The 26,556-nt window shown below is 61.0% G+C and carries 29 protein-coding genes and 2 pseudogenes; 16 read left to right on the top strand and 15 right to left on the bottom strand.

The annotated features are described in order from the left end of the window. Positions 1-77 precede the first annotated feature (77 nt). Together D3M70_RS13300 and D3M70_RS13295 are read right to left on the bottom strand one after the other, a co-directional pair. Positions 78-545, bottom strand: coding sequence for a hypothetical protein (locus D3M70_RS13300; protein ID WP_120126213.1), 468 nt, complete (start codon positions 543-545; stop codon positions 78-80). 2 nt (positions 546-547) lie between these two features. Next, positions 548-1,771: an acyltransferase gene (locus D3M70_RS13295; protein WP_120126212.1), complete on the bottom strand. Its 1,224-nt coding sequence runs from the start codon at positions 1,769-1,771 to the stop codon at positions 548-550. Positions 1,772-1,957: 186 nt separating this feature from the next. Between D3M70_RS13295 and D3M70_RS13290 the strand changes: the two genes are divergently transcribed. Next, the gene (locus D3M70_RS13290) at positions 1,958-2,272 is read left to right on the top strand and encodes a hypothetical protein (protein ID WP_120126211.1); all 315 of its coding nucleotides are present in this window, start codon (positions 1,958-1,960) and stop codon (positions 2,270-2,272) included. A gap of 132 nt (positions 2,273-2,404) precedes the next feature. Here the strand turns inward: D3M70_RS13290 and D3M70_RS13285 are convergent, their stop codons facing one another. Continuing rightward, positions 2,405-2,956 (bottom strand): hypothetical protein, encoded by a 552-nt coding sequence (locus D3M70_RS13285; protein ID WP_375232965.1) that lies wholly within the window; start codon positions 2,954-2,956, stop codon positions 2,405-2,407. Between the two features lie 168 nt (positions 2,957-3,124). On the opposite strand from D3M70_RS13285, the gene D3M70_RS13280 reads away from it, so the two are divergent. The 3 genes from D3M70_RS13280 (at position 3,125) to D3M70_RS13270 (ending at position 4,268) form a co-directional block, all read left to right on the top strand. Then, a complete protein-coding gene (locus D3M70_RS13280) occupies positions 3,125-3,346 on the top strand; it encodes a DUF6021 family protein (protein ID WP_120126209.1) in 222 nt (73 codons plus the stop codon). Positions 3,347-3,506: 160 nt separating this feature from the next. After that, positions 3,507-3,842, top strand: coding sequence for a hypothetical protein (locus tag D3M70_RS13275; protein WP_120126208.1), 336 nt, complete (start codon positions 3,507-3,509; stop codon positions 3,840-3,842). Between the two features lie 222 nt (positions 3,843-4,064). After that, positions 4,065-4,268: a DUF2934 domain-containing protein gene (locus tag D3M70_RS13270; RefSeq protein ID WP_120126207.1), complete on the top strand. Its 204-nt coding sequence runs from the start codon at positions 4,065-4,067 to the stop codon at positions 4,266-4,268. 51 nt (positions 4,269-4,319) lie between these two features. Here the strand turns inward: D3M70_RS13270 and D3M70_RS13265 are convergent, their stop codons facing one another. From D3M70_RS13265 to D3M70_RS13255, 3 genes are all read right to left on the bottom strand, one after another. Beyond that, the gene (locus D3M70_RS13265; protein WP_120126295.1) at positions 4,320-4,748 is read right to left on the bottom strand and encodes a MarR family winged helix-turn-helix transcriptional regulator; all 429 of its coding nucleotides are present in this window, start codon (positions 4,746-4,748) and stop codon (positions 4,320-4,322) included. A gap of 177 nt (positions 4,749-4,925) precedes the next feature. Then, positions 4,926-6,140, bottom strand: a complete 1,215-nt coding sequence (locus tag D3M70_RS13260; RefSeq protein ID WP_120126206.1) for an MFS transporter — start codon at positions 6,138-6,140, stop codon at positions 4,926-4,928. A gap of 198 nt (positions 6,141-6,338) precedes the next feature. Next, positions 6,339-7,496, bottom strand: coding sequence for a murein transglycosylase A (locus tag D3M70_RS13255; RefSeq protein WP_120126205.1), 1,158 nt, complete (start codon positions 7,494-7,496; stop codon positions 6,339-6,341). A 220-nt stretch (positions 7,497-7,716) separates the two neighbouring features. Between D3M70_RS13255 and D3M70_RS13250 the strand changes: the two genes are divergently transcribed. Next, complete coding sequence (locus D3M70_RS13250; protein WP_120126204.1) at positions 7,717-8,466, top strand: hypothetical protein; 750 nt, start codon at positions 7,717-7,719, stop codon at positions 8,464-8,466. A 104-nt stretch (positions 8,467-8,570) separates the two neighbouring features. Here D3M70_RS13250 and D3M70_RS13245 read toward each other — a convergent pair whose 3' ends face one another. The 4 genes from D3M70_RS13245 to ppnN all read right to left on the bottom strand — a co-directional run bounded on the left by D3M70_RS13245 (position 8,571) and on the right by ppnN (position 11,840). Further along, positions 8,571-9,017, bottom strand: a complete 447-nt coding sequence (locus tag D3M70_RS13245) for a CBS domain-containing protein (RefSeq protein ID WP_120126203.1) — start codon at positions 9,015-9,017, stop codon at positions 8,571-8,573. Positions 9,018-9,188: 171 nt separating this feature from the next. Next, positions 9,189-9,596 carry a type III secretion system chaperone gene (locus D3M70_RS13240; RefSeq protein WP_120126202.1) on the bottom strand — a complete coding sequence of 136 codons (408 nt, stop codon included), beginning with the start codon at positions 9,594-9,596 and terminating at the stop codon, positions 9,189-9,191. Between the two features lie 136 nt (positions 9,597-9,732). Continuing rightward, positions 9,733-10,326: a GNAT family N-acetyltransferase gene (locus D3M70_RS13235; RefSeq protein ID WP_120126201.1), complete on the bottom strand. Its 594-nt coding sequence runs from the start codon at positions 10,324-10,326 to the stop codon at positions 9,733-9,735. A gap of 140 nt (positions 10,327-10,466) precedes the next feature. After that, positions 10,467-11,840 (bottom strand): nucleotide 5'-monophosphate nucleosidase PpnN, encoded by a 1,374-nt coding sequence (ppnN, locus tag D3M70_RS13230; protein ID WP_120126200.1) that lies wholly within the window; start codon positions 11,838-11,840, stop codon positions 10,467-10,469. A gap of 249 nt (positions 11,841-12,089) precedes the next feature. Between ppnN and D3M70_RS13225 the strand changes: the two genes are divergently transcribed. The 3 genes from D3M70_RS13225 (at position 12,090) to D3M70_RS13215 (ending at position 14,243) form a co-directional block, all read left to right on the top strand. Then, on the top strand, positions 12,090-12,629 hold the full coding sequence (locus tag D3M70_RS13225) for a sterol desaturase family protein (protein WP_120126199.1): 540 nt from the start codon (positions 12,090-12,092) through the stop codon (positions 12,627-12,629). 73 nt (positions 12,630-12,702) lie between these two features. Further along, on the top strand, positions 12,703-13,491 hold the full coding sequence (locus tag D3M70_RS13220) for an SDR family oxidoreductase (protein WP_120126198.1): 789 nt from the start codon (positions 12,703-12,705) through the stop codon (positions 13,489-13,491). A gap of 32 nt (positions 13,492-13,523) precedes the next feature. Continuing rightward, a complete protein-coding gene (locus tag D3M70_RS13215) occupies positions 13,524-14,243 on the top strand; it encodes a dienelactone hydrolase family protein (RefSeq protein WP_120126197.1) in 720 nt (239 codons plus the stop codon). Between the two features lie 120 nt (positions 14,244-14,363). Here the strand turns inward: D3M70_RS13215 and sodC are convergent, their stop codons facing one another. Continuing rightward, entirely contained in the window at positions 14,364-14,882 is a 519-nt protein-coding gene (gene sodC, locus D3M70_RS13210; RefSeq protein WP_120126196.1) for a superoxide dismutase family protein, read from the bottom strand. Positions 14,883-15,031: 149 nt separating this feature from the next. Continuing rightward, positions 15,032-15,112, bottom strand: a pseudogene (locus D3M70_RS34200) (PaaI family thioesterase); the annotation flags it as partial. Between the two features lie 120 nt (positions 15,113-15,232). Here D3M70_RS34200 and pedF point away from each other — a divergent pair. The 6 genes and pseudogenes from pedF (at position 15,233) to D3M70_RS13180 (ending at position 22,094) form a co-directional block, all read left to right on the top strand. Beyond that, positions 15,233-15,709: a cytochrome c-550 PedF gene (pedF, locus tag D3M70_RS13205; protein ID WP_120126195.1), complete on the top strand. Its 477-nt coding sequence runs from the start codon at positions 15,233-15,235 to the stop codon at positions 15,707-15,709. A 5-nt stretch (positions 15,710-15,714) separates the two neighbouring features. After that, positions 15,715-16,599, top strand: a pseudogene (locus D3M70_RS13200) (substrate-binding periplasmic protein); the annotation flags it as partial. A 257-nt stretch (positions 16,600-16,856) separates the two neighbouring features. Beyond that, complete coding sequence (locus tag D3M70_RS13195; protein ID WP_120126193.1) at positions 16,857-18,632, top strand: PQQ-dependent methanol/ethanol family dehydrogenase; 1,776 nt, start codon at positions 16,857-16,859, stop codon at positions 18,630-18,632. Between the two features lie 354 nt (positions 18,633-18,986). After that, on the top strand, positions 18,987-19,058 hold the full coding sequence (gene pqqA / locus D3M70_RS13190; RefSeq protein WP_020289857.1) for a pyrroloquinoline quinone precursor peptide PqqA: 72 nt from the start codon (positions 18,987-18,989) through the stop codon (positions 19,056-19,058). Positions 19,059-19,216: 158 nt separating this feature from the next. Then, positions 19,217-20,380 carry an alcohol dehydrogenase-like regulatory protein ErcA gene (gene ercA, locus D3M70_RS13185; RefSeq protein ID WP_120126192.1) on the top strand — a complete coding sequence of 388 codons (1,164 nt, stop codon included), beginning with the start codon at positions 19,217-19,219 and terminating at the stop codon, positions 20,378-20,380. After that, positions 20,364-22,094 carry a PAS domain-containing sensor histidine kinase gene (locus D3M70_RS13180; RefSeq protein ID WP_120126191.1) on the top strand — a complete coding sequence of 577 codons (1,731 nt, stop codon included), beginning with the start codon at positions 20,364-20,366 and terminating at the stop codon, positions 22,092-22,094. The genes ercA and D3M70_RS13180 overlap by 17 nt, the downstream gene beginning before the upstream one ends. A 325-nt stretch (positions 22,095-22,419) precedes the next feature. On the opposite strand, the gene D3M70_RS13175 is transcribed toward D3M70_RS13180, so the two are convergent. From D3M70_RS13175 to D3M70_RS13165, 3 genes are read right to left on the bottom strand one after another with little or no spacing between them, the layout of a single operon-like run. After that, entirely contained in the window at positions 22,420-23,019 is a 600-nt protein-coding gene (locus D3M70_RS13175) for a class I SAM-dependent methyltransferase (protein WP_120126190.1), read from the bottom strand. Further along, positions 23,016-23,777 carry a PIG-L deacetylase family protein gene (locus D3M70_RS13170; protein ID WP_120126189.1) on the bottom strand — a complete coding sequence of 254 codons (762 nt, stop codon included), beginning with the start codon at positions 23,775-23,777 and terminating at the stop codon, positions 23,016-23,018. Before D3M70_RS13170 ends, D3M70_RS13175 begins: the two co-directional genes overlap by 4 nt. Further along, complete coding sequence (locus D3M70_RS13165) at positions 23,774-24,802, bottom strand: acyl-CoA dehydrogenase (RefSeq protein WP_120126188.1); 1,029 nt, start codon at positions 24,800-24,802, stop codon at positions 23,774-23,776. Before D3M70_RS13165 ends, D3M70_RS13170 begins: the two co-directional genes overlap by 4 nt. A 194-nt stretch (positions 24,803-24,996) precedes the next feature. Between D3M70_RS13165 and D3M70_RS13160 the strand changes: the two genes are divergently transcribed. After that, entirely contained in the window at positions 24,997-25,719 is a 723-nt protein-coding gene (locus D3M70_RS13160; RefSeq protein WP_120126187.1) for a GntR family transcriptional regulator, read from the top strand. After that, positions 25,716-26,504: an SDR family oxidoreductase gene (locus D3M70_RS13155; protein WP_120126186.1), complete on the top strand. Its 789-nt coding sequence runs from the start codon at positions 25,716-25,718 to the stop codon at positions 26,502-26,504. The genes D3M70_RS13160 and D3M70_RS13155 overlap by 4 nt, the downstream gene beginning before the upstream one ends. Positions 26,505-26,556 lie beyond the last annotated feature (52 nt).

The raw sequence follows: 26,556 nt of genomic DNA, 5'->3' as shown, positions 1-26,556 counted from the left end.
GTGCCTCAGAAACGAGAAGGCCCACCATTGGGTGGGCCTTTCAAATAACCAGGCTTGCGCCGAGCTAAACCGACACCTTAGGGTGCCTTTGTGAGAAAAATAGCGCGATGGTCATCCCAGTCAGAAACGCCTTCCCGGACCTGCATCAACTGGCCAGGAATTTTATAGGCCGCGATACCCAGTGAGGAGGACTTATCGAAGCTGTCGCTTGCGATAGGAATGTTGCATTCCAATGCGGCATCACCTTTACAGTAGGTTGCCAGTGGGAAGTCCCCGACATTGGTAAGAATTTTCTTATCGGCGTCGTTGAGGTGGACAGCAAAGCTCAGCCCTTTCTCGGTCCCGGGAACGAGTTTTATGACAGCGACCAAGTGTTTATCCGCTGCATCAGATGGCTGGAACTTCACGTCGGTGATTTTAGTGCCATCAACGAAAGTGGCTGAGTTTTGTACGACTACAGTTTTGTCAGGGGTTGACATGGAGTAAACCATGCCCCCAGCGATGGCTACTATTGCTATAGCGGGAATGATCCAATATTTTTTCATATTCAAAACCTGTTCAGGTGGACGACAGCGACGGCAAGAACAATAAGCGCGGCGCTACCAATGGCTGCGGGTTTGTAACTCGCAAGGAAGTTTTCACGAACGGAGGAATGCCGGCGATCCCAAACGTTCATGATGAAGTGCCGGCAGGGATCCTCCACACCTTTGTAAAGAAGGGCGGAAGATACCAGTGCAACTATCCAGAATAGACCGTAGCCCGTCAGGCCGTATTGCTTGATCGCCTCGGCGTGGGGTTCTATGAGCGTGATAAGGATGGCGTGGACGAGGTAGAGCGAAAAGCTGATTTCACCTAGAAAGACCAGTGGCTTGGTTGATAAAAGAGCTGCAATCGGGCCTTTGCTAAGCGCAAACACCAAAATGAGTAACCCCCAAAATAGCCAGATCCCTTCGCGTTGATAGTAGTAACCCACGGAAGTGCCAAAAGTATCAGCGATTCTTCCTGGATTTCCCGCCAGGAGCATCGCAGCTACCACCAGTCCCAGGGTCATTAGCTCAATGTAAAGCCATCCAAAACGGCTAGCTTTGAAGTCGTGGATCGCCGGCGTCATGAATACCTTGGCAATAAAAATTCCGAACATGAATTCGAAAACGCGCACAAGAGGGTTGAAGTAGACAGTGCCGAGTAGGCTCACGCCCTCATAATAGTCCGATGTCTTTAACTGCAGCGCGTTACCTGCCCAAAGGAATGCGACCAGCGCTGCAGTTGCAACGAAAAAAAGCTTCGCCCAGTGCTTGCTCCACATCCCGATGAAGAGGGGAAATAGCAAATAGAAGAACATCTCGTTCGAGATGCTCCAGGCAACGCCGTTAAACGACAATGACCAGACTTTGAGCGGTATCCAGGATTGCGTCAGGGTCAGGTTTGAGATGAGTCGGATCATTCCGACTTCGCCGGTGAAATAGGTCTCTCTGTCGAAGTGGAAAATCAAACCTATCCAGATCACGCACGTGACCAAGTGCAGTGGCCATACCCTGGCGAATCGCGCTACCAGGAACCGCGAGATCGAGCCGTCTCGCGAAAAGTCGCGATAGTTATAGGCGAGAATGAATCCGCTCAGGACGAAAAAAAATGAAACGCCCTGGCCTAGCGGAGCCGCGTCGGCGATACCGAAGGAACCGAAGATAGGATGGGCGTGAGTCAGCACGATCATAGCGGCAGCAAAAAAACGTAGCGCGGTTAAGGCGTCCAATCGGTGCTTTACGTTCACATTCCATTCTCGTGTGCTTTACGCGGGGTGCGTATCGTAACTTTGTAGGGGAAGGAATGGTAGGGATATGACTCGTCGGGGCCCGGCATGTCGCTCTGAAATGAGAATGGCATAGGAAAACTCTGGTGTCAGGGTCGGCAATGGTGTCTCATAAACTTTCCACGTGCCCATGGGAAAGGAGCAAATATGCCGTACAGAAGGATTAAGCATCTGGTGCTCGATGTGCCGTCGGAGTCTCTCACCTACTATGCCGGCCTGAATTCAACGCCGGTTTATCTGGAGCCTGAGGCAGGCGTCAACCTCTTCAGTGTGATATTGCTTGAAGGGCAATACTCTCAGTTCGCAAGCTGCTCGTCTGCCATTGGCGCTGTTGCACAAATGGAGGACGGTCGAATATTCGGGGGCGAGATAGTTTCTTCCAGTCAGGATCTTCTCAAGGCGAATGTCTCTGGGGATATCGCTCTGCGGCTGCGGTTAGAGATAATTTCCAACGCTGCATGATGTTCATCATGTGGGCGTTTTTGACCGTAAACCGGCTTGGCTGACTCAGCGTGAACGCCTTAATTCGCCAGTGCACCACCCTGTACAGAGGTGGTGCTGCCAACACGTTGGTTCGACGGGTGCAAAGAGCGCTTATTGAATGACCAGCGTCTTCTTGACCTGACACACAAGCATGGATTTGCCATGGGGCATCTCCAGGATTATCCCGTAGCCGCCGGGCTCAAGGGACGATAGGTCTGCCTTGAAGTAGAAACCCGCCTTTTTCAGATTCTCGTTGTTATAAGCCTTGGCAATGTCCGGACGGTCAACTGCAACCGCATCGCCGAACGTGTGAGGAATCCCTTGGAGACCTGTCAGGCGAAGCCTCAGTTGTTCTGGCGCAGCGTGAGTGGAGGTGTCGATCGCCCAGCCCATGAATTCCACGGTATTTCGCTGGACATAAGCTGTGGCGTCTGGTTTGCCCGCGATGAGGTCAACAAAGCATTGGTCAGTCGAGTAGTGGGTAATGGTCTTGTTTTCAACCTTGTCATTGCAGCCTGAAAGTGAAATCGCTCCTATCGCTAACAGACTTACCGCAACAAACCTTTTGTACATGTCTTTTTCCTTGGTGGCAGCCCGTCGCTGGTAATGGCTACCCAATCGGCTGATGGTCATGGCGGGTGAGTTTACGATAGTGGCGGTCATTTGTTATGAGCTGCTCTGTTTTTTATCACTGTTCTGCGCACATTCTTGCGCTGGATAGCGTCAATGTCTTCCAGTGAACCACTCGTCCCCCCACCGGCACTCCCACGTCCCAACTGCATCACACCCTCATGCGTGGACAATCCATGCGCTGATAAGGGAGAGCCCAACATGAACGTGAACTCCAATAAACCCGGGAATTTTCAGCCGGAAGAAAACGGTGACGCCAATCGCTCGACGCAAGGTGGCGTCGATGAGGAGCTGGGTTTTGATCCGGACTCTCCGGATATTTCCGATCCGCAAGTCGACCCGGTGCACCCGGCGCGCACCAGCAATGACCCCGAGCCATCCAAAGGGCCAACGGATAGATCGATCGTGAAGCCCGGATCTTGATTCAAGAACACCCGTTGGACCGCGCTCGTTCAGGCTGCGGTCCGATTGAACGGTCTGTACAACATCGATTGGCCGCACGTTTGTTCAAGGGCGATTGCTCGGAACCAACCGTTCCCGCGCCCGGTCAACTTATTTCGACAACCCGAATCCGGTGCCCATCATGACTCCCATTGTCAGTGATATCTCTGCAACCTTGCGCGAAGACCTGTATCAGAAGACGCGCGCACAGTTGAACAGGTTTCTCGATGAAACAAACGCGTTGTTGGCGGCAGGTGACGCGCTGCATGAGGACAGGACCGAGCAGGCGCGGGAGCGGCTGGCGGCATTTCTGAAGGGGGTTGATGTTTCGGTGCAGCCACTGGAAGGTCCGCCGCCGTTGACGCGAGCGGTGGGGCAGGCGAAGGGCTGGGTGGTGGCTCGTCCCTGGGCGGCAGTAGGGGCTGCTGCGGGAGTCGGGCTGCTGCTGAGTCTGTTGCTTTTGCGCAAACAACGCTAAGGGGCATCCATTGTGAACCGTCATCGTGTCATTGCGACCCTGAGACGAGGCCCGGGAGGGCGATTCTCCCTTTCGGTGCCCTGTAGACGCTACGAAAACCAATCGCAACCGTGCTCGCTTTCCGCGCTTATATCGGGGCTGTCCGGTGTAGCGACAGACAATGGCCATGGGATCTATTTGATGCCGGGCAACGATCTGCAGCGGTTGATAAGGGGGAATTGCATGAGTGTGGACGAAGAAGCTGTTCGTCAACTTGCACAACTGATCTGGGAAACTGAAGGCCGACCTGAGGGGCAGGAAAGCCGGCACTGGGAAATGGCGACCAAGTTGGCGGAGTCTGCGGCGATGGCGCCGGTGCGCACGTCCAGTCGTCACCGGGTCGATACGTTGTTTCCGGCACCGGACGATCGATCTGACGGCGATTAGAGCGTTTGGGCCAGTGGGCCCGATTTGAGGGGGAATGCTGCGCTGTCGGCGTCAGGCGTTGGTCGCCTGCAACTCTTCGAGCAGGGAATGCGCAAACCCCTCTGAAGCGATGAAGTCCAGCGCCTGGCGCAGTTTCACGGTTTCTTCGGCGCCGAATGTCTTGTCGAAGACGTCAGACACCCGTTCGGAGATTTTGCGGGCGTCCGCGTATTTCTGCTGTCCGGCTTCGGTGAGCAGCACGCGTCGGCTACGTCGGTCGGTTTCGTCCACTTGCAACGCGACCAGCCCATCGCGAACCAGCGGCTTTAGGGTATGGCCAAGGGCTGAGAGGTCCATGACCAGGGCTTGGGCGAGGTCGCGCATCCTGGGCTGATCGCTGCGAGCGATTTGCGACAGCAATGAGTATTGCGTGGCTTTCAGGCCGCAAGCGGTGAAGGCTTCGTCGTAGATTTGCCCCAAGCGGCGGGAGGCGCGGCGCACGGAGGCGTTCGCGCACCTGCTGGCCATGACAGGATCTGAGCCGGTCGTCGCACTTTTCAAAGCCTGTTACTCACTGCTGGCAAGAGATAGCGTGAATTATGCCTGCCTTGGAACGCTGGACAAGGCTTTTTCGGTCAACTGATCGGTGACACGATGACGCATGTCGAAGCGCAGACCTCACGCCTCGCTGGCGGTCTGTCGGGCAAAACGCTGTTCGGCGCGGCGTGCATCGGTGAGCGCCCAGTACCACATGGCGAGTCCCCCCAGCGTGAGAGCGGCCGCTGCATAGCCGGTCGCCGGCAATCCGAAGCCCGCCGCGATGATGATCCCGCCGACCCATGGGCCGATGGCGTTCGCCAGGTTGAATGCGCTCTGCACCAAGGCTCCGGCGAGGGATTGCGCGTGGGGTGCGACGTCCATCAGGCGGGTTTGCAGGATCGCGGCCAGGCCGACGCCGCAGCCGACGAAGAACACCAGCGGGATCAGTAGCCAGAGGTTTTCCGTGGCGGAGGGATAGAGCACCAGCACCAGCGCGGTGAACGCCAGGGAAATGCCCGCCGCGCGCATGGTGGCGCGATCCGCCGCCCAGCCGCAAACCAGATTCCCTACCGTTGTACCCAAGCCAAATACGGCCATGACCACAGGGATCATGAAGTCCGAGACATGGGTGACTTCGATCAGTGTCGCCGCCAGATAGGTGTAGACGCAGAACACGCCGCCAAAGCCGATCCCCGCGATACCCAAGGTCAGCCACACCTGGCGCGAGCGCAGTGCGCCGAGTTCGCGCAAGGGGCTGGCGTCTGCCTGAGCGGGGGAAACGGGCGCGAGAAAGCGAATGAGCAACGCGGTGATGGCTGCCAGTACGGCGACAATGGCCATGCCCCAGCGCCACCCGATGGTTTGGCCGATCCAGGTCGCGAACGGCACGCCGATGATGGTGGCGATGGTCAGGCCCATGAACACCCGGGATATCGCTTGGGCGCGCTGGTTGGTAGGCACCAGAGAGGCGGCCAGCAGCATGGCAACGCCGAAGTACGCGCCGTGGGGAAAGCCGCTGAGAAAGCGGAAGAACACCAGCCAGGGCAGCGAAGGGGCGACAGCGCTCAAGGCGTTGGCGATGCCGATGAAGGCTGCGAGGCCGACCAGCAATGCCCGGCGCTCCAGCCTCACGCCCAGTACCATGATCACCGGCGATCCCACCACGACGCCCATCGCGTAGGCGCTGATGGCGTGACCGGCCAGCGGTTGAGTGATCTGGAAGTCGCCGGCAATGAACGGCAGCAGGGTCATTGAGGCGAATTCGGTGGTGCCGATGGCAAATGCGCCCATCGCCAGGGCAAACAGCAGCCAGCCCATGTGAAAGTCGTGTGGGGTGTTTGGAGTGGTTTTCATGTGAGGACTGGCGAGGAAGTTAAGTGACGAAACATGCTGTTATACCTGAAACCGGTTTCAGATCAACCTGAAACCGGCATTCGTGGATAACCGCGCGATTGACCGATCCGCTTCCTGTCTCGCCAGCGGCAGGGCCTTTACCTGGGGCCACGCGTCATCGATGAGGTTTCGATGTCCGCGTCAACGGTCCCGGTTCCGTCAATCCTTGGGTTTGGCATTGGGCAGGGCTGCGCCTTTGGGCCACAGCATCCAGATCTGTCCTTGCTGCTTCATGTTGCCCGCCAGCTCACCAGCGGCGTCGCCGGTGCCCCAGAACATGTCGGCGCGGACTTCGCCGGCGATGGCGCCGCCGGTGTCTTGAGCGGCGACAGGGCGCACCAGTGGCGTGCCGTCCGGCCGGGTCGACGACAGCCACAACAGGCTGCCCAGCGGGATGACTTTGCGGTCGATGGCGACGCTGTAACCGGCGGTGAGCGGTACGTTAAGAGAACCGCGCGGGCCTTCGTTGCTGTCCGGACGTAGCGTGAAGAAGACGTAGCTGGGGTTGCTCGCCAGCAGTTCGTGGACGCGATCAGGGTGAGCGATGGCCCAGTCACGAATCCGTCCCATGGACACTTCGTCCTTGGTCAACTGGCCCTGTTCGACTAGCCAGCGACCCACCGGCTTGTAGGGGTGGCCGTTCTGGTCGGCGTAAGCGATGCGCAATTGCCGACCGCTTTCCAGCTGCACCCGGCCGGATCCCTGAATCTGCAGGAACTGCAAGTCGATGGGGTTTTCCAGCCAGGCCAGCACCGGCGCGTTGACGCCTTTCTCGCCGATGGTGGCGGCATCGTCGTAGGGGCGCAGCACCCGGCCATCGAGCCGGCCACGCAGGCGTTTGCCTTTGAGCTCGGGATAGATGCTGTCGAGATTGACGATGATCAGGTCATCGGGCACGCCATAGATGGCCACCGGGTGTTGATCGTTCTGCTGTTCGCTGCCCTTGTAGATGGGTTCGTAATAGCCGGTGATCAGGCCGTTGGCGCCGTGCTCGGAGGACCGCAGGCTGTAGACCTGCAACTGGTTCTTGAGAAAGTCGCGCACGGCGGCAGGATTCGCCGGCACTTGCGCGGCCAGGGCACAGGTCGGACCCCACACGGGGTCCTTGGCCAGTCGCTTGCACGCTGAGAACCAACTGTTGAACCCGGCCATCAGGTCCTGATCGCTGACCGCAGGCAGTTTGTCCCATTCAACGCTGACATAGGTCGTGGCCTCGGAGGGCTTGGTCTTGGGCGCGCCGCCGTCGCAGGCAGCGAGCAGGGCAATCAGCGGAGCGAGGCAGAACAGAAAGCGGCGCCAGTGCAGGCTTGGGGTCATCACGCGGGATGTTCCTTGAAGCAAGTGAAGTCGGCTAGCTTGGTGAAAGGCGAGGGCGCCGTCAAATGCTTGCGCCATGCTAGCGGCCAGTAGAAGGGTCATCCATCGGTAAGCGGCGATCATTTCAGGCCCGGATCGCACTTTTTGTCGGTCCGTCGCTCTATGCATGGCCGGTACGCCGCGATTCACGCGGCGTCCAGATTGTCGAAGCTTTTGATAGATGCTTGTTGTTTCTTCCCGTTTTTCAATTAACCGCAATGCTCGCAGCCTGCTGGCGGTCTGTCTGCTGACGCTCTGCAGCGCAGGTTGTACGCGCCAGGATGGCCGCGACGTGGCAACGCAATTCAGTGCAACCAAACCTCAGGAGTTCTTCCAGACCAGCGTTGATCGCATGGCCACTCTCGCCATGCATGACAATCTGGAAAGTTTGTATCTTTTGATGAACAAGCTGTATTTGCGCAACCCGGCCGAGTGGCGCAAGTCAGGCTTCGTCGATGCAAGCTCCGCCGAACGCAACGTGCGCAATGCCATCGAGCAGCAAAGGCCGCTGGCCCAATTGGGCAATCGTCGCGATCTTGCCGCCCTCAGCTATGCCTTGAGCCACGAGTTTCTCGGTGACCGTGTGGGTGCGTTCATCTATGCGATCGGCAGCATGCTGGTCACCGCACACGGTGGGCGACTGGAGTTTTTCATGACCGACCAGATCAACCCGACCTTCGTCAACAACGCGGCGCGCAACATCGAGAAGGCCACCTGGCTGTTGAGCCAGCGGCAGAATGCCAACGGCGAGTTGATGCTGTTTTCAAACGAGATTTCGGAGGAGGGCAGCAACCTGAGTTTTGCAACAGAGTTCGGCAAAATCGTCGCGCGCCTGGACCTGTTGACCCAGATGCTGGACGAGCGTTATCGACGGATCGGTCTGAATTACGCGCAGAGCCTGCTGTTCCTGAATTTCTTGCCGGTTCAGTAGAGGAATGCACGGGGCTGTTGATCCTGCCCAAAGGCCGTGGGAGCAAGCCGAACTCCCACGCCCATTGAGTAGAAGGGTTCGCGCATGACCTTGATGATCAATACTCAATAACTCTCGCCGCGAATGTATTCCTGCATCTTGTCGATCAGCCTGGCCTGTTCGGCAATCGCTGCCTTGACCAGGTCGCCGATTGACAGCAGCCCCACCAACTGGCCCTCGTCGACCACCGGAAGATGTCGCAGGCGGCGGTCGGTCATGATGTTCATGCACTGATCCACGGTGTGATGGGAGTCCACGGTCTTGACGTCATGGGTCATGATTTCGCTGACCGGCGTGCCCACCGAGGCGCGTCCGGCCAGTTCCATCTTGCGCGCATAATCGCGTTCGCTGACGATTCCGACCACCTTGCCGCCCTGAACCACTGGCACGGCGCCAATGTTCATCTCGGCCATCAGCTTGATCGCGTCGATCACCATCTGGTCCGGTCTGACGGTGTGAACTTCACCGTGGTGCTTGTCTTTCAACTTCAGTAGTTCGGCTACGGTCGTCATGCTGGCCTCTCCGGCGCGTATTTGTGAGCTCGGCCACGTCATGCGGGCCGTGCATACAGAATCGTAGAGAGATGGCATTCCGGCAAGTTCGAAAACGCCCCGCAGCGGTTAAAAAACGTCAGTCGGTGCCGATTCCCCCTGGAACACGTCAACAGGTTCGCCGAACGACGGTCAACCCATGCGGCGCGACACTGCCGGCGTCGTGTGCCCGCGCAACAGGCCGGGGATGTCCTGGGTCTGACGGACGAACCCCTGCACCCAATGCACGAATGCCATTTCCCCGAGGGTGTCCAGCGGTAGCTCGGCACACAGGCGCACCTGCGCCTTCTCGTCCAGCGCCAGCCAGCAGCCGCTCATGGCGCCGGTGTCGAAGTTCAGGCGCAGCATGCGTTCGTAGAGGCCCGGATCAGGACGCAGCAGCAGTTTGCAGTGCAGGATCACGACATCACCCGCCGTGGGCATTTCGATGATCACCACCTCGCGGTCGTTATCGAACAGTGCGCATACGCCGTTTTCCAGGTGCAGAGCGGTGCCCAGCTGTTTTGCGAGCGCGTTGATCAGTGCGGTTGCTGCGGCCATGGTCGATGTCCTTCAATCCGGTCCAGGAGGGCGGGCGGCGGATGGCCGGATAAGGCCCATGCTGACGCCGTCCATACAGGGCTACTGTGCGCAATGAGTGGCGTCAGAAGGGAAGTGGTTCCAGCCGGTCGAAAACTCAGGCGGGTTTGCCAGGCGCGGGGCGTCTTGGCCGCGACACCACCGACTCGATGTTCTTGCGTCCGATCAGCATCGGGCTTTTCGCCTTGCGCGAGGCGGGCATGTCCGCCAGCCATTTGTACATCACCAGGCAATCGACCAGGCCGTGTCGGGCATGGCGATAAGCGCGGGGCAGGCGGCCAACGGTTTCGAAACCGAGTTTGTGCCAGAGGGCGACGGCGACTTCGTTGGTCGACACCACGGAGTTGAACTGCATGGCCGAGAAGCCGCTGTCCACGGCCAGTTGCTGAGAGTGTTCGCACATCAATCGCGCGACACCACGCCCGCGGGCGGCAGGGGTCACCATGTAGCCGCAATTGCACACATGGCTGCCGGGGCCTGCGGCGTTGGCCTTCAGGTAGTAGCTGCCGAGCAGTACGCCGTCCTCTTCTGCGATAAGGGTGTGCAGCGGGTATTCAAGCCACAGGTGCAGGGCCTGTTCATAGCTGAGGCCGGGATCGTAGGCGTAGGTTTCCTGTGCCTGGGTCACGGCCTGGAAAGTGGGCCAGAAGCGCTCGAAATCTTCGGCGGTCATGGGGCGGATCTGAATCATGGGGGTTCCATCAGGTAAACGAGTCGGAGCGTTACAGGATGCCTTTGTAGCTGTCCGGCTTGCTGGCGGTGGCGTCGTCCAAGTCGCAACCGCCGGCAAGCCGGACTGCTACAGAAGGCGTGGCACGGGCCGCCGTTTGGTCAGGACACCACGCGGTAACACGGCACATACGCCGCGCCGCCCGGCAGTTTCATCCGGTGCTGCTCGACGAACGATTGCAGCAGCTTGTCCAGCGGCTTCATGACTTCGGCGTCGCCATGAATCTCGTACGGGCCGTGCTCCTCGATCAGGCGGATGCCCTTGTCCTTGACGTTGCCCGCGACGATACCGGAGAACGCCCGACGCAGATTCGCCGCCAGTTCGTGGGGCGGCAGGCTGCGGCTCAGTTGCAGGCTGGACATGTTGGTATGAGTCGGGTCGAACGGGCGCTGGAAGCTTTCTTCGATTTTCAGCAGCCAGTTGAAATGGAACGCGTCGGCGCGCTCGCGGCGGAACAGACGCACCTCTTTCAGACCTTCAGTCATCTGGCGGGCGACTTCGGCCGGGTCGTCGATGATGATCTGGTAGTGCTTGTGCGCCTCTTCGCCCAGGGTGGCACTGACGAAGGCGTGCAGTTGTTCCAGGTACGGCGCGGTGTTTTTCGGTCCGGTCAGGATCACCGGGAACGGCAGGCCCTGGTTGTCCGGGTGCATCAGGATGCCGAGCAGGTACAGAAACTCTTCAGCGGTGCCGGCGCCGCCCGGAAAGATGATGATGCCGTGGCCAACGCGGACGAAGGCTTCCAGACGCTTTTCGATGTCCGGCAGAATCACCAGTTCGTTGACGATGGGGTTCGGCGCTTCGGCGGCGATGATGCCGGGTTCGGTCAGCCCCAGATAGCGGCCGCCATTGATGCGTTGCTTGGCGTGGGCGATGGTCGCGCCCTTCATCGGGCCTTTCATCACGCCGGGGCCGCAACCGGTGCAGATGTCCAGCTTGCGCAGGCCCAGTTCGTGGCCGACTTTCTTGGTGTATTTGTATTCTTCGGTGTTGATCGAGTGACCGCCCCAGCACACCACCATCTTTGGCTCGACGCCGGGGCGCAGGGTGCGGGCGTTGCGCAACAGATGGAAGACGTAATCGGTGATGCCCTGAGACGTGCTCAGGTCGATGCGCTGGCTGTCCAGTTCGCTTTCGGTGTAGACGATGTCACGCAGGGCGCTGAACAGCATTTCCCGGGTGCTGGCGATCATCTCGCCGTCGACGAAGGCATCGGCCGGAGCGTTCAGCAGCTCCAGGCGAACGCCGCGGTCCTGTTGGTGAATGCGCACTTCGAAGTCCTTGTAGGCTTCGAGAATGGTCTTGGCGTTGTCGACATGGGCGCCGGTATTGAGGATGGCCAGGGCGCACTGGCGGAAGAGGTTGTAGGTGCTGCCAGAGCCTGCGGCGCTGAGCTGTTGTACTTCACGTTGCGACAGAGTCTCCAGGCTACCTTTTGGACTGACCGAAGCGTTGATTACGTGTCTTGGAGCCATTCTGAATTCCTTGAAAGCGATGCCTGCCCACCGTCGTCGGCTGCCGGCATTAGTACAGTGAGCGCCATGCACGCCCACCCTTGGGGCCATTTTTTACATCGCTCGGTCAGGAAAGCAAACGTTGTGAGTGAAATCTTTGGCACGGCATCGCCATTAGGCCTGCGGCTTTTGATTTTCCGGTGCGCCCCGGTATGCTGCACCTCGACGTTTGGACGCCTGCGGCAATCTCGACACTAGGTTTGCACTTTCATGATCTACCACTTCGCAATTTTCCTCGGCACCCTGATCGCCATGGAGGGTGTCGGCTTTCTTGCGCACAAGTACGTGATGCACGGCTGGGGCTGGTTCCTGCATCGCTCTCACCACGAAGAGCATCTGGGCGCGTTCGAGACCAACGACATCTACCTGCTGGTGTTGGGGCTGGTCGCGGTCGGCCTTATCGTCCTGGGCAACAGTGGTCACGACCCGTTGCAGTGGGTGGGCGCAGGGGTCGCGGCGTTCGGGCTGATCTACATTCTGGTTCATGACGGCATCGTCCATCGTCACTGGCCCGTGCGGCCCAAACCGCGCAGTCGCTACCTCAAGCGCCTCTATCACGCCCATCTCATGCACCACGCGGTAAAAGGACGTCGCAACAGTGTGTCGTTCGGTTTTCTCTACGCGCCTTCGGTGCCAACCCTGAAAAAGCAACTGCGTAAAATGCGCGACGCCGAACGGGCTGCGTCCCGCGCGCAACCTCGCGCCGACCTCTGCAACCCCTCCATCGGCTCCGATCTGCAAAACGGTTGATCGCGCTCCCCCCGTCACTTGGTGCTAAGTTTGCCCACTGGGTTTTCATCTTCGAATGAACGGGAGTCTTTTCATGGATCTTGGATTGTCGGGACGCTGGGCGATCGTCTGCGCCGCCAGCAAGGGCTTGGGCCTGGGCTGCGCAAAGGCGCTGGCCAAAGAGGGCGTCAATCTGGTCATCAATGCCCGGGGTGACGAGGCCTTGCAGGCCGCGGCCACCGAGTTGCGCACGTTGGCGCCGGGGATCGAAGTGCGAACCGTTGCCGGTGACATCAGTCAGGCCGAGGTTCGTCAGCAGGTGCTCGCGGCCTGTCCGCAGGTCGATATTCTGGTGAACAACGCGGGCGGTCCACCCCCTGGCGATTTCCGCGACTGGCAGCGCGAGGACTGGATCAAGGCGCTGGACGCCAACATGTTGACCCCCATCGAGCTGATCAAGGCCTGTGTCGACGACATGGCCGCCCGAGGCTTCGGCCGGGTGATCAACATTACTTCCGGCGCAGTGAAAGCCCCCATCGATACGCTGGGTCTGTCCAACGGTGCCCGCAGCGGCCTGACCGGGTTCATCGCCGGCCTCGCTCGCCAGCCGCGACTGGCGGGCAAGAACGTCACCATCAACAATCTGCTGCCGGGGCCGTTCGACACTGAACGGCTGCAAAAGAACATCACCCTGGCGGCCGACAAGAACGGCGTCAGCGTCGAAGCCCTGGCCGATCAGCGACGCAAGGCCGTGCCCGCTCAGCGCTTCGGCACTGCCGATGAGTTCGGGGCGTTCTGTGCTTTTCTGTGCAGTGAACAGGCAGGCTTCATGACCGGTCAGAATCTGTTGCTGGACGGCGGTGGCTATCCCGGTACGTTTTAATTGCCTCTTTCTTTCACATCAAGGAGATCAACGTGACTCAACCTAGCAAACAGTCCGCTGGCCAGACCGTCAGCTTCAAGCGTCCGGACGGCAAGGACGTCAGCGGTTATCTCGCCAGCCCGGCAAAGACCGAAGGCGCGCCGGCCATCGTGGTGATCCAGGAATGGTGGGGTCTGAACGATCAGATCCGTGGTGTCGCGGATCGCCTGGCCGCAGCGGGCTATCTGGCGTTGGTGCCGGATCTGTACCGTGGCGAATCCACCGTTGAAGAAGAGGAGGCCCACCACCTGATGAGCAAGCTCGACTTCGCCGACGCCGCGACGCAGGACATCCGTGGAGCCGTGCAGTACCTCAAGGGCCACACGCACAATGTGGGTGTCACCGGCTTTTGCATGGGCGGGGCGCTGACTTTGCTGGCGCTGAACTTCATTCCCGAGTTGTCGGCGGGGGTGGTGTTCTACGGTATGCCGCCGCTGGAGTACCTCGATCCTGCCGCCATCAAGGTGCCGGTTCAGGCGCACTGGGCGACGCAGGATGAATTCTTCCCGGCAGAAAACGTCGACAAGCTGGAAGAGAAACTCAGTGAAGGCGGCGTGGACATCGAGTTCCACCGCTATCTGGCGCACCATGCATTCACCAACGAAGAGGCCGTCGGCACCGGACGCATCGCCGGCACCCAATACGATCCGGTCTGGGCGCAGTTGGCGTGGGACCGCACGTTGACGTTCTTCGGGCGCACGCTCTGGGGTTGAGCGTTCGTCAGAGCAGCGCAGTTCGGGTTCGGGTTCGTTCAGTCACCGTTGCGGTGACTGAACGAACGTCTTTTGCCCGCTGCGCTGCCCATGGGTGACAGGGGCGTGCGGACGCTTCGCTCAGATCACGCCGCAGGCCACCCGATCGCCGCCACCGCCCAACGGCATCGGCATGTCGGAGTGGTTGTCGCCGCCGGCGTGAATCATCAGCGCGTGCCCTTTGATTTCCGAGATCTTTTTCAGCCGAGGCGCGAGCACCGGGTTGGTGGACGTGCCGTCGGCGGTCACGAAAATCGCCGGCAGGTCGCCCAGATGACCGTCAGCGTAAGGGCCGAGGTGTTTGCCGGTCTTCTTCGGGTCGAAGTGGCCGCCAGCGGCGAGCGCGGCGCCTTTCTTGCCGTCTTTGGTGCCGGCATCGCAACTGCCGTTTTCATGCACGTGGAAGCCGTGAACGCCGGCAGGCAAGGAACTCAGTTTAGGGGTGAAGACCAGGCCATAGGCGGTTTCGCTGATGGTCACCTGGCCGATGGGCTGTGGCGCGCCGTCAGCGCTGACCAGATTCATGGGGACGTCGAGGGTGGCCGCTTGGGCGCTCAGGGACAGCGAGCCGAGGAGACCGAGCCAGAGATAACGTTTCATAAGCCTTCCATCGCAGTGGTGGGGTTCGACGTTCAGGTTAGCTGAACGACCCGCAGCCTTGGCAGGCTGCCACGGTTTTGAGTGTGCCCGTGGCCGGAGGTTCGTTCGATGTGCCCTCAGCGCAGGAGTCGGGGCGGGATGGCGTAGGTGCCGATCACCCCGAGTACTGCGACGTACAGTGCGACATCGGCGGCAGCCATCAGCGTGGGGCAAAGCCCATCGACTTGACCTGCCCCACACGCTCTACGACCAAAGAACGAGTGCGCGGCCACCAAAGCAGCATTCGGCCCGCTGGACTCGGTTCTTAAGATGGCTGCGTTGCTTCTGCGTGCACTCTTGAGGACATAACAATGATAAAAGCTCCCGCGACCCCGCCTGAACCTGTCACCCGCGCCGACAAGCGAGCCTTGCTGATGGGCGCCGTGCTGCTCGGTGGGATGCTGCTCGGCAATCTGGCACAGGCCCACGGTGACGTCGTACCCCACGCTGTCGCCACCGATGGCCTTGAGCAACTGGGCCCTGAATGGCGCGCGGAAAATCCGTATCGCGAATCGAAGGATCACGACAAGGCACTGGAGATCGGTAAATCGGCCTACACCCAGAACTGCGCCGCCTGTCACGGCCTGGAAGCCATTTCCGGCGGTATCGCGCCTGATCTTCGGCACCTGGATGTCGGCGCCTTGGGGGATGAGTGGTTCGTCGAGCGTGTGCGCAACGGCGCGGTGCGCGATGGCCGGGTGTACATGCCGAAAATGGCGGATTACCTGAGTCAGGAAGCGCTGTGGGCGGTGCGCACCTACCTGGACAGCGTCCACACCGAGGAATGACCGGCATGCGTCTGTTCGCCGCGCTTTTCTGGTTGCTGTGCGGTTGCCTGGGGCTGATGTTCCAGCCCGCCAGCGCGCAGGTCCGCAATTACGACAGCATCGTCGCCGCCGGGGTGATCAGGGTGGCGGTGTATCAGGATTTCCCTCCCTACAGCTTTCAGGTAGAAGGGGCGCCCAAGGGCGTGGATGTCGATCTGGCGACCGCCCTGGCCAGGCTTCTTGGTGTACGGCTGGAACTGATGTGGGCGCCGCCCGGTGAAAAGCTGGACGACGACCTGCGCGACCTGATCTGGCGCGGTAGTCAGTTGCGCGGTCAGCAACTGGCCGACCTGATGATGCGCGTGCCCTACGACAAGGATTACGCGCAGAGGCGCAACGATGTCGGGGAGCTTGAGAACGGTCACGTGGTGATGTTCGGGCCGTATCAGACCGAACGCTGGCAAGTGGCGTTCGACCGTCGTCGGCTGGACTCGGTGCCCAGCGTCGCGGTGTTCGCCGAGCATCCCGTTGGTGTCGAGATTGACAGCGTGCCGTCGTTTTACCTGACCTCGATCTTCAACGCGCAGTTTGCCGGCAGCACCCACCATTTTCCGTCGGTGCGGGAAGCGTTCACCGCGATGCACGACGGCAAGGTCGATGCGGTCATGGCGATGCGCGGCGAGGTCGACTGGCAACTGCATCGGGCCCATGACGAGCAGTGGTCGCTGGCCGAAAACGCCTACCCGAACATGGGTCGCCAGACCTGGGAAGTCGGCATGGCGGTGCATGAGAGCAACCGTCAACTGGCCTATGCCATCGAAGAGGCGCTGGAGACGCTGATTCGCGAGGGCGAGGTGCCGCGCATCTATGCTGCGTACGGCATGCGTTACGACGTGCCGCAGATGTACCAGGGAAACCGGCACGGGGCCGTGGACCGTGGTCGCCAGATGTGCTGCCACTTCGCGCCAGATCGCCGACACGTCGGACTCCTACCCCCTGCGGGCACAATCAAAAGCGCATCGACCCTCGTTTGCAGTCACCGACCAAAGAACTAGAAACCTCCACACTGCGGGCAATTGTTGGGGCTCGCCCGACCCCTAACAATCGGCTGGATCGGGAACATTTCCCGACCCGATGAAAACAACAATAAACCGCAGAGGCCGCCGCCATGATCCAACCCTCACCTCGCCATTGCTTCGCCCTCGGCCTGCTGGTCAGCGCCATACTGTCGGCCGGCAGTGTCCTGGCTGCTGTGACCGACGAGGAAATCCTTCAGGACCCCAAGAACCCCAACCAGATCGTCACCAATGGCCTGGGGGTTCAGGGTCAGCGCTTCAGCCCGCTGGACATCATCAACACCGAGAACGTGAAGGACCTGCGCCCGGTCTGGGCGTTCTCCTTTGGTGGTGAAAAACAACGCGGTCAGCAAGCCCAGCCCATGGTCAAGGATGGGGTGATGTACCTCACCGGCTCCTACTCTCGGGTGTTCGCCGTGGATGCCCACACGGGCAAGAAACTCTGGCAATACGACGCCCGTCTGCCTGACGACATTCGTCCATGCTGCGACGTGATCAACCGTGGCGTGGCGCTGTACGGCGATCTGGTGTACTTCGGCACGCTCGACGCCAAACTCGTTGCGCTGAACAAGGACACCGGCAAAGTCGTGTGGAGTAAACAGGTCGCCGACCACAAGGCAGGTTATTCCATCAGTGCCGCGCCGATGATCGTCAACGGCAAGCTGATCACGGGCGTAGCGGGCGGTGAGTTCGGGGTGGTGGGCAAGGTCGAGGCGTACGACCCGAAAAACGGCACGCTGCTGTGGTCGCGCCCCACCGTCGAGGGCAACATGGGCTACGTCTACAAAGACGGCCAGGCCGTCGAAAACGGCATCTCCGGCGGTGAGGCGAACAAGACCTGGCCGGGGGATCTGTGGAAGACCGGCGGCGCCGCACCCTGGCTGGGCGGCTATTACGACCCGAGCAACAACCAGATCCTGATCGGCACCGGCAACCCGTCGCCCTGGAACTCGCACATGCGCCCGGGCGATAACCTGTATTCCTCGTCGCGACTGTCGCTGAATCCCGACGACGGCACCATCAAATGGCACTTCCAGAGCACGCCCCATGATGGCTGGGACTATGACGGCGTCAACGAGCTGATTTCCTTCGACTACCTGGAAAACGGCAAAACCATACAGGCGGCCGCGACCGCCGACCGTAACGGCTTCTTCTACGTGCTCAACCGCAAGGACGGCAAATTCATCCGCGGTTTCCCGTTCGCCGACAAAATCACCTGGGCCAGCGGACTGGATAAAGATGGCCGGCCGATTTACGTCGAAGCCAGCCGTCCCGGTGCGCCGGAAGGTGAGGCCAAGGGCTCGGCGGCGTTCGTGGCGCCAGCGTTCCTCGGCGCGAAAAACTGGATGCCCATGGCCTACAGCCCCGACACCGGCCTGTTCTATGTGCCGGGCAACGAATGGGGCATGGACATCTGGAACGAGGGCATTGCCTACAAGAAAGGTGCGGCGTTTCTCGGCGCAGGCTTCACCATCAAACCCTTGAACGAGGATTACATCGGCGTGCTGCGCGCCATCGATCCGAAGACCGGCAAGGAGGTCTGGCGCCACAAGAACTACGCACCGCTGTGGGGTGGCGTGCTGGCGACCAAGGGCAATCTGGTGTTCACCGGCACGCCGGAAGGCTTCCTTCAGGCGTTCAACGCGAAGACCGGCGACAAGGTCTGGGAGTTCCAGACCGGCTCCGGGGTACTGGGTTCGCCAGTGACCTGGGAGATGGACGGCGAGCAGTACGTCTCGGTGTTGTCCGGTTGGGGCGGCGCGGTGCCGTTGTGGGGCGGAGAGGTGGCCAAACGAGTGAAGGATTTCAACCAGGGCGGCATGCTCTGGACCTTCAAACTGCCCAAGGAGTGGGTGACCCGGCGCTGAGGCACAAACTTGTTGGAGCTCAACCATTCGCGAGACGTGATCGTTCCCGCGCTCCGCACGAGAATGCAGCTTTCGACGCTCCGCGTCGGCGCTGTTGTGGACGCAGAGCGTCCGGGGCGGCATCCCCACGCAGAGCGTGGGGACGATCATCAAATCATTCGCGAGACGTGATCGTTCCCACGCTCCGCGTGGGAATGCATCCCTCGACGCTCCGCGTCGGCTTTCGTGTGGACGCAGAGCGTCCGGGGCGATCAATTCAGTGCCAAAGTACTATTCGCCCATCACCTTCCTCATGCCCTAATGGCAGTGCCGGACCAACTCGGCATAACCAGAAAACGAAAAGAGGAACAGTCCATGTGGAAAAAGCCTGCGTTCACCGATTTGCGCATTGGTTTTGAAGTGACGATGTACTTCGCCAGCCGCTGATCGACCCACCCGGTCAATCGACGCGTTGACCGGGTTCACCCTCCCGCCAGAAGACCCTTGCCATGAGCCGACACCGTCAGACATTGGTCTTGTTGCATTACCCGGCAGATACTCTAGGCTGGCGTTCATTCTCTAATAACAACAAGAATGCGCTTGATATGAGCCAGAGCCTCAACCAGCTGCGTAAATTCGTGTCCCCGGAAATCATCTTCGGCGCCGGCAGTCGGCACAGCGTCGGCAATTACGCGAAAACCTTCGGCGCACGCAAGGTGATGGTGGTCAGCGATCCCGGCGTCATCGCCGCCGGCTGGGTCGCCGATGTCGAAGCCAGCCTACTGGCCCAAGGCCTTGAGTACTTCATCTACAGCACCGTATCCCCCAATCCCCGGGTCGAAGAAGTCATGCTCGGCGCCGAGCTGTATCGCGAACACCATTGCGACGTGATCGTCGCGGTCGGTGGCGGCAGCCCCATGGATTGCGGCAAGGGCATCGGCATCGCAGTCGCCCACGGGCGCAACATCCTCGAATTCGAAGGCGTCGACACCATCCGCGTGCCGAGCCCCCCGCTGATCCTGATCCCGACCACGGCCGGTACGTCCGCCGATGTCTCGCAGTTCGTGATCATTTCCGATCAGCAGGAGCGCATGAAATTCTCCATCGTCAGCAAGGCGGTGGTGCCGGACGTCTCGCTGATCGACCCGGAAACCACCCTGAGCATGGACCCGTTTCTTTCGGCTTGTACCGGCATCGACGCGCTGGTGCATGCCATCGAAGCATTCGTTTCCACGGGCCATGGGCCGCTGACCGACCCCCACGCGCTGGAAGCCATGCGCCTGATCAACGGCAATCTGGTGCAGATGATTGCCAATCCTGCCGACATCGCCCTGCGCGAGAAGATCATGCTCGGCAGCATGCAGGCTGGCCTTGCGTTCTCCAACGCCATTCTCGGGGCGGTTCACGCGATGTCTCACAGCCTGGGCGGTTTTCTCGATCTGCCCCACGGCCTGTGCAACGCGGTGCTGGTCGAGCACGTGGTGGCGTTCAACTACAGCTCGGCGCCGGACCGCTTCAAGGTCATCGCCGAGACCTTGGGCATCGATTGCCGTGGTCTGAATCATGTCGCGATCAGCAAGCGTCTGGTCGAGCACTTGATCGCGCTGAAGCATCAGGTCGGTTTCCACGAGACCCTGAGCCTGCACGGCGTGAGCACGGCCGACATTCCATTCCTGTCCCAGCACGCGATGGGCGATCCCTGCATCCTGACCAACCCCCGTGCTTCCAGTCAGCGGGACGTCGAAGTGGTCTATGGCGAAGCCCTCTGACACGCATCAACGCGCACTGACCGCGCTGCTCGGGCTGGGCAACCACTCGACACGCAAGAGCCATTACCCGGAACTGACCCTGCGCCTCGGCGAACTGGAAACCGAGCGCAACCGCTACAAATGGCTGTTCGAGAACGCCGTTCACGGCATCTTTCAGGCCAGCCTGCATGAGGGGCTGCGGGCGACCAACCCGGCCCTGGCGCGGATGCTCGGCTATCGCGACGAGCAGGAGATTCTGCTGTTCCTCGACGACCTGGCCAGCACGCTGTTCATTGGCGGTCAGGTCGAAATGAACGCCATCGCCCAGGTCTTGCAGCGCGAACGCAGCCTGCAAGGTTATGAAACCCGATTGCGGCGCAAGGACGGCAGTTACGTCGATGTGTTGATGAACCTGTTGCTCAAGCCCGATGAGGAAGGGCTTTTCGAAGGCTTTGTCGCCGACATCACCGAACGCAAGCTGGCCCAGCAGCGCTTGCAGGAACTCAATGATCAGCTCGAACTGCGCGTTGCCGCCCGCACCGATGAGTTACTGGACGCCAACCGTAACCTGCAACAGCAGATCGCCCGACGAGAACGCATCGAACATGACCTGCGCGACGCCCGCGACGCCGCCGAAGCCGCCAACTGCAGCAAGGACAAATACCTCGCAGCGGCCAGTCATGACCTGCTGCAACCCTTGAACGCCGCTCGGCTGCTGATTTCGACGTTGCGCGAACGCACCCTGCCTGACGCCGAGCAAACTCTGGTAGAGCGCACCCATCAGGCGCTGGAAGGGGCAGAGGACCTGCTCACTGACCTGCTCGACATCTCCAAACTCGACCGCGCGGCCATCAAGCCCGATATCGATCTCTACCGGCTGGAGGAAGTCCTCGCGCCACTGGTCTCCGAGTTCGAACCGGTGGCGGCGGCAGCGGGCCTGACCTTGCGTTCGCGCATTCCCGAGTTTGCCATTCGCACCGATCTGCGCCTGTTGACCCGCATCCTGCGCAACTTCCTCAGCAACGCCTGCCGCTACACCGAACACGGCGGCATTCTGCTGGGCGCGCGCAAGCGTGGCGAAGGGCTGCGTATCGAGGTATGGGACACCGGGCGCGGGATTGCCGAAGATCGCCTGGACTCCATTTTTCTGGAGTTCAACCAACTGGATGTCGGCCGCGCAGCGGATCGCAAGGGCGTGGGGCTGGGACTGGCCATCGTCGAGCGGATCGGCCGCATTCTCGGCTGCCGGATCCAGGTGCGTTCGCAACCGGGGAAGGGGTCGGTATTCGCCATCGACGTGCCGCTTTCCGAAGAAATGCCCGTGCCGATCAGCGTTGTCGCGCAACAGATACCCAGTACCGGAAATCCATTGCCTGGGCGTCGGCTGCTGGTGCTGGACAACGAAACCAGCATCCTGGAGAGCATGGCGGCGTTATTGGGGCAGTGGGGCTGTGAAGTTTTGACTGCGACTGATCAGGCGTCCTGTTACAGCGTGCTGCAAGAACGCGCGCCGGAGATCATTCTTTTCGACTTTCACCTCGACCATGGGGTGCTGGGGTGTGATGTCGTGGCGCACATTCGCGAGCATTTCGCCCTGGACATTCCCTGCGTGATGATCACTGCCGATCGCACGGACCTGTGCCGCCGTTCGTTGCAGAAGCTCAATGCGCCCTTGCTGAACAAACCGGTAAAACCCGGGAAGCTGCGGGCGGTGGTGAGTCAGTTGCTGGGGTAGGCGGCAGCCCATCACGCAAGGTTGAGGTTGGCACCCGGCTTCCAAGGTCTTCGGCCAGAACCAAAAGCAGGTGCCACCGCCACCTGACGTGTTCCACAAGCGTTGATGATTTCCATGATCGTTCCCACGCTCCGCGCCACGACGCAAGCCCTGTAGGAGCAATCGGAGGTTATGACGGTCGCGAAGCGGTGGTTCAGCCGACGCGTGCATGGCTGATTCACCGCTATCGCGAGCAAGCTCACTCCTACACCGCAGGCTTGCGCGCAGCACAGGTCGGTCCACCGCGATTTCTGCAGCAGTCCGGCTCGCTGATGACCGCACGGTCTTACAGGATCCGTTCCTCCAGATCGATCCCGCCTGGCTGTCGGCTCCACAGTTCCAGGAGAAAATCCGTTTCTTCGTGCCTGAGCGTGCGGGGCATCGAGAGGTGTTCATCGAGCAGGGCGTGGGCCTCGTGAGCCTGCATCGGGCAGCCGTCGATCGGGTGCAGCCAGTGACAGGCCAGCACCGCGCCATCGGGTGTGAGGCTTGAGACGATGCGTTCGATGACCTGCACGAACTGCGCGGGCTCCAGGTAATACGCCCACTCGCTGATCACGATCAGGTCGAACGTGCCTTGCGGCCAGTCGCCAGGCAGGCAACCTTCGACGACCTCGGCCCGCGGGTAGGGAGCCAACCGACCGCGGGCGAGTTCCACGGCTCTGGCGCTCATGTCCATGCACAGCAGCGTGTCGCAGCGTTGCGCCAGGCGCAGGCTCAGTTCGCCATTGGCGCAGCCGGGTTCGAATACTCGGCTATAGCGCTGACGGGGCAGGGCGGCGAGGGTCAGGTCGCGTTTGCGCTGTTCATACCAGCGGGTGCGGAAGGCCCACGGGTCATCGCTGTCGGCAAACAGTTCATCGAAATAGTCGGCAGGAAGGCTCACAGGAACACCAGTTCGAAAGGCTGCAGCAGTCGCTCCAGCGTGATGGGGTCAAGCACCGGTGGGGCGCCGGTGCTGCAGTCGGGTTGCAATTGGCTGAGGTGCGCATTGATTGCTCGACGTTTGCGCATCTGTTGATCATCATTCAGTGACAGCTTGCGCGCCCGGTCCCAAGGAATTCGCGGGTCGTTCGGCTCGGCCCAGTGCCAGGCCCAGACCGGCACCTCCAGCAGCGTCGCGCCTGCGTTGGCCGCCGCTTGCGCTGCACAGTGTCCCACCGCCTCATGATCGCAGTGCCCATCGTGGCGCCAGGTGGTCAGCAGTACATCGCTCGAACGCAGATCCTCGCTCAGCAGTGCAATCAGCGACTCGGCGTGTTCCGCGACCTGCCCGTCGGCGATGCCAAGCCGTTGCCAGGACAACCGAGGCACATCGAAACCCAGGCTCGCCAGCGCGCACTCGCTTTCTCTTTGGCGGGCGATGCGCAGCCTAGATGTGGGCCACTGGACGGAACCGGGATGGCTGCCTTCGCCGTCGGTGATCGAAATCAACTGCACGTCATCCTGGCGCTCGAGCATCGCAGCCAGAAGACCACCGCAGGTCAGGATTTCATCATCCGGATGGGGCGCGAGCACCACCAGCCTCGCACCCGCAGGCACCAGCTCCTCGACAGTCACCGCCAATGCGCCGCGCAACGCCGTGCTGTTCTGCCATTCACTCAAAGGGGTTCCGCTGACGCCGAAGGGTTGTGCCGCAGTCATAGTGACCACTCCTGTGTCGTGGCGGCGATCGCCTGGCCGAGATTCGCCAGGTCCCGCTCGGCGTGGCTTTGTCGGATGAACACCGGCAAGTCCACCGCCAGTCGGGCGAAGTGCGGATCGCGGCAAAACGGCGCGGCACCCAGCGCTCGCCCGACGTGCCGGCAGACCTGTTCAACCGCCATTTCGACCTGGGCGCGAACCCGCTGCACCGGCAAACTCGCATCGTCATCTGGGTGAGCATCGATCCACGTCGCACAGGCTCGCAAGGCGGAGGACGCCCCACAGAGCGCAGCATCGACCGCGCCCAGATGAGCGTCAGCGTGGGGATCGGGACGGCCGTTCTGCCGCTGTCGATGCAGCGCGAGAGCCAGTGCCACGGCCGCGCCATACCAGGCCGCTGCGATGCCAGCGCCGCCTTGCCAGAATCCGGGCCTGGACAGATACGCGCCACTGTTGCCGACGCACTGCCCGAGGGCGCCTTCGAAATGCACGTCGACGCTCGCCGTGCTGCCCATGCCGACAGCTTGCCAGGCCTGGGCATCAATGTTCACACCGGGTTGATCGAGATTCACGGCGATCAGTTGCGGTTGCTCCTGCTCGGTCCAGGCAGTGATCAGCGCGTAGTCGATTTGCTGCGCGCCGGAGCACCACGCCTTGAGCCCATTCAAGCGTACTTCGTCGCCGCGACGCTCGCTGATAATGACCCGCGCATTCGGCGGTTCGGCAGCCCATACACCCCAGATGCCGGGCTCGCTGAATGGCTGGCAATCAAGTTCGCGCAGAATCGCCAAGGCGTCGGTGTGGCCTTCATAGAGTTTGAGCAGCGCCAGGTCGATTCCGCCGACCGCCGCCAGTCGCTGCCAGCGGGTGAGGGTGTGGCCGCCGCCGGGCAATGGCAGCTGATCCAGACCTCGCTGGACGCACAGGCGCATGGCATCGCGCAGCCTGTCGTCGATCATCGTCGGGTTGGGCCGGCGGGCGAAATCCGCCAGCACCGCCTCAATGCCTTGTGCGTCGTCCTGCATTGCAGAGCCTCTTCGTCCATTTCAACGCTGTCGCGGCATGCGCGCGTTGCCCATCAGATTCGGCAGCCGTGGCGGGGCGGGGTTCAAACAATCTGCGCCCGTCACACAAAGTCATACTGGGAAATGATTTGACTTATTTGATTTGTGATCACATATTTCAACCACAAGAACGACAACACAAGGCTTCTCTCCCCATGACAGATCGCCCCATTCCCTTGCCGACCCTGCGTCCGGTCTCGCGCGACACCTTGCAGGATCAGGTCTACCGGCAGATCCGCGAAGCATTGATGAGCGGGCGCTTTCAGCCCGGTCAGAAACTCACCATCCGTGGCCTTGCCGACGCGCTGGGCTCAAGCCCCATGCCAGTGCGCGAAGCGCTGCACCGGCTGAGCGCGGAAAACGCTTTTGAAGTCACCGAAACTGCCCGCCTGAGGGTGCGCGTCATGACGCCGGAGCGCCTGCGGGAGATTCGAGATGCCCGCGTCGCCCTCGAAGGCCTGCTGGCCGAGCGCGCGGTGGTGCTGCTCAACGACGCCGATCTGGCTGACATCAGCGAGCTGTGCCGGCAGATGCAGCAAGCCGCCGACAAGGTCGACGTGTCGCGCTATCTGTGGACCAACTTCGCCTTTCACCGGCGCATCTACGCCGTGGCCCAGGCTGAACTGACCGTCGCTGCCGTTGAGAATTTCTGGCTGCACATGGGGCCGTGTTTCGCCCTGGTCGCGCCAGACAAGGCGCATTTGCAGCGCTCGATGGAGGCCCACAACCGCATCGTCGAAGCGCTCGCCGCCCGCGATGGTTCGGCGGCACGGGCGGCGGTGACCGACGACATCATGCAGGCCGCCGATTCGCTGGCGCGTCTGCTCGTCAACGACGACCGTGCGCGGTCGTCTGCTTCAGGAGTGAAAAAAGCATGAGCGTTCTCAATCGATTGATTCCCTACAGCGGCCTGCGGGTTCTGATCTCCGGCGGTGCTGCCGGGATCGGTGAAGTGCTGGCCGCGGCCTACATCGAAGCGGGTGCCAAGGTGCACGTGTGCGATGTCAGCGAATCGGCGCTGGCGGCATTTCGCGACCGTTTTCCGGACAGCGTGGCGACCCGCGCCGATGTCGGCGATGCCGCGCAGATCGAGGCGGTGTTCAAGGTGCAGCGCGAGCGGTTCGGCGGTCTCGACGTGCTGGTCAACAACGCCGGCATCGCTGGGCCCACGGCCGGGATCGACGCCATTACCGATCAGGACTGGCAGCGCACGATAGACATCAACCTCACCGCGCAATATCGCTTCGCTCACCACGCCGTGCCGCTGCTGAAGGAATCGTCAAACGCGCATCTTATCCACATCGCCTCGGTGGCGGGACGTCTGGGGTATGCCTGGCGCACGCCTTACGCGGCGACCAAATGGGCCATCGTCGGCCTGATGAAATCCCTGGCTTCGGAGCTGGGCGAGAGCGACATCCGGGTCAACGCGCTGCTGCCTGGCATCGTCGAAGGCCCGCGCATGGATGGGGTGATTCGCGCCCGCGCCGAGCAACTGAATGTGCCGGAATCCGAGATGCGTCAGGAGTACCTGAAGAAGATTTCCCTGAAACGCATGGTCACCGCCGAAGACGTCGCCGCCATGGCGCTGTTCCTCTGCTCGCCGGCGGCCCGCAACGTGACCGGGCAGGCCATCAGCGTCGACGGCAACGTCGAGTACCTCTGAGCGCACCGGCATTCACCGTTTTCAACACCACCAACAGCGACACATCCATACC

The organism is Pseudomonas sp. LS-2 (genome assembly GCF_003605735.1).
Classification (GTDB): Bacteria; Pseudomonadota; Gammaproteobacteria; order Pseudomonadales; family Pseudomonadaceae; genus Aquipseudomonas.
The sequence above is the reverse complement of the archived record's forward strand: the minus strand, read 5'-3'. Positions and strand labels throughout refer to the sequence as shown.